Source organism: Pseudomonas sp. A-RE-19, from assembly GCF_019956555.1.
Lineage (GTDB): Bacteria > Pseudomonadota > Gammaproteobacteria > Pseudomonadales > Pseudomonadaceae > Aquipseudomonas.
This window is the reverse complement of record NZ_JAHBDQ010000068.1, coordinates 1-1,294: the sequence shown is the minus strand read 5'-3', so window position 1 is coordinate 1,294 and position 1,294 is coordinate 1. Positions and strand designations below refer to the sequence as shown.

At 59.7% G+C, this 1,294-nt stretch carries 2 protein-coding genes; both read right to left on the bottom strand.

Annotation, left to right across the window (positions count from 1 at the left end; all coding sequences use genetic code 11):
* A partial coding sequence (gene tssI / locus KGB14_RS25440; protein ID WP_223489759.1) for a type VI secretion system tip protein TssI/VgrG occupies positions 1–674 on the bottom strand: 674 nt, incomplete at its 3' end.
* A gap of 131 nt (positions 675–805) precedes the next feature.
* The coding region (locus KGB14_RS25435) for an Hcp family type VI secretion system effector (protein ID WP_223489750.1) at positions 806–1,294 on the bottom strand (489 nt) is incomplete at its 5' end.

Below are 1,294 nucleotides of genomic sequence, written 5' to 3'. Positions count from 1 at the left end.
CGGGTGGTGCGGCTGGTGCGGGTTTCCAGGCGCAGGTCGAAGCGCTTGATCACCGGGTCGTTGGCGACCATGCCGGAGTCTTGCTGGTAGGCCACGGGCGCGAGTTTCGGGAACACCGTCTGGTCATCGCCGAACACCAGTTTGTGGGCCGTGGCGCTGTGCTGGAAGTGGTAGTGGATACCTTCTTCCTCGCACAGGCGCTGGATGAACTGCAGGTCCGATTCATCGTACTGAACGCAATAAATGCGCTCGGGATAAATCGCCCCGACTTTGAATTCGTAGGCGTTGCTCTGGATGCCATGCTCTTCGAGGACCATGCCGACGATTTTCGGCACGGTGAGGTTTTGGAAGATGCGTTGGTTGATGCGGTGCGCCAGGTAGGACAGCTGCGGACGCAGGGTCACGGCGTAGCGGGTCAGGCGTTTGCCCGAATCGCCCTGGGCGGCGCGATAGATCTGGCCATGGATGCCGCTGCCGTCAGGCGAGAGCTGCAAAAAGGCGGGTTTGTGCAGGAGCGTCTCGAGGTCCAGGGACGGCTGCTCACTGACCAGCTCCACCTCAAACACAAAAGGCTGGCTGATGGCTTCCCGACCTTGCAGGGCAAGAACCTGGAGATCGTTGTCCAGACCTTCGATAGTCAGGGCAAAGTGAGTCTGATTGGCCGGCGCGAACATCCCTTGTTCCTCGTGCAGTGCTGCGGCGCTCGTTGACACCCGAAAACCGGGTCAGCGGACGCGAAATTCTGGAAGGGCGGAAACAACATCGACCAGCAGAGCTGGCCGATGCTTGAAACGGTCGGCCAGACTTAGCCAGCGACCGGGGAACGCCAGTCATCGGAACCCGAAGTACCGGATACTTCGTGGGTCCAGGTGATTTTGCGGTAGGTGAAGTGCACGTCTTCCAGGTGGGTGAAGTGCGAGTTCGCCGGGTCTTGGCAGTTGTGCATGTAGTCCTTGATGTCGACGATGATCGCGTCTTCAAGTTTGGTGGTGTAGTAGTGCTCTTGGGTGCCTTGAGCCGAGGTGCGGTACCACTTGATTTCGATAGTGGTCATGCGCTCGCCCGAAGTCAGGGCAGCCAGCAGCAGTGGCGAAGCCTTGTCGAACACCTTGGTGATGACCACTGGCTTGTGAACGCGCTGACCGGTAGGTTGGCCGGACTGTGGGTCACGCGGGATGATCACTTCGTGGCTGAAACCCTGAACCATGACCTGGTCTTCGTGACCTTCCTGGTAGGTGTTGCCAACGGAGTCGGCGGTGAAGGCGCCGGCAGTGATCAGGCCTTGTTTCTCGCC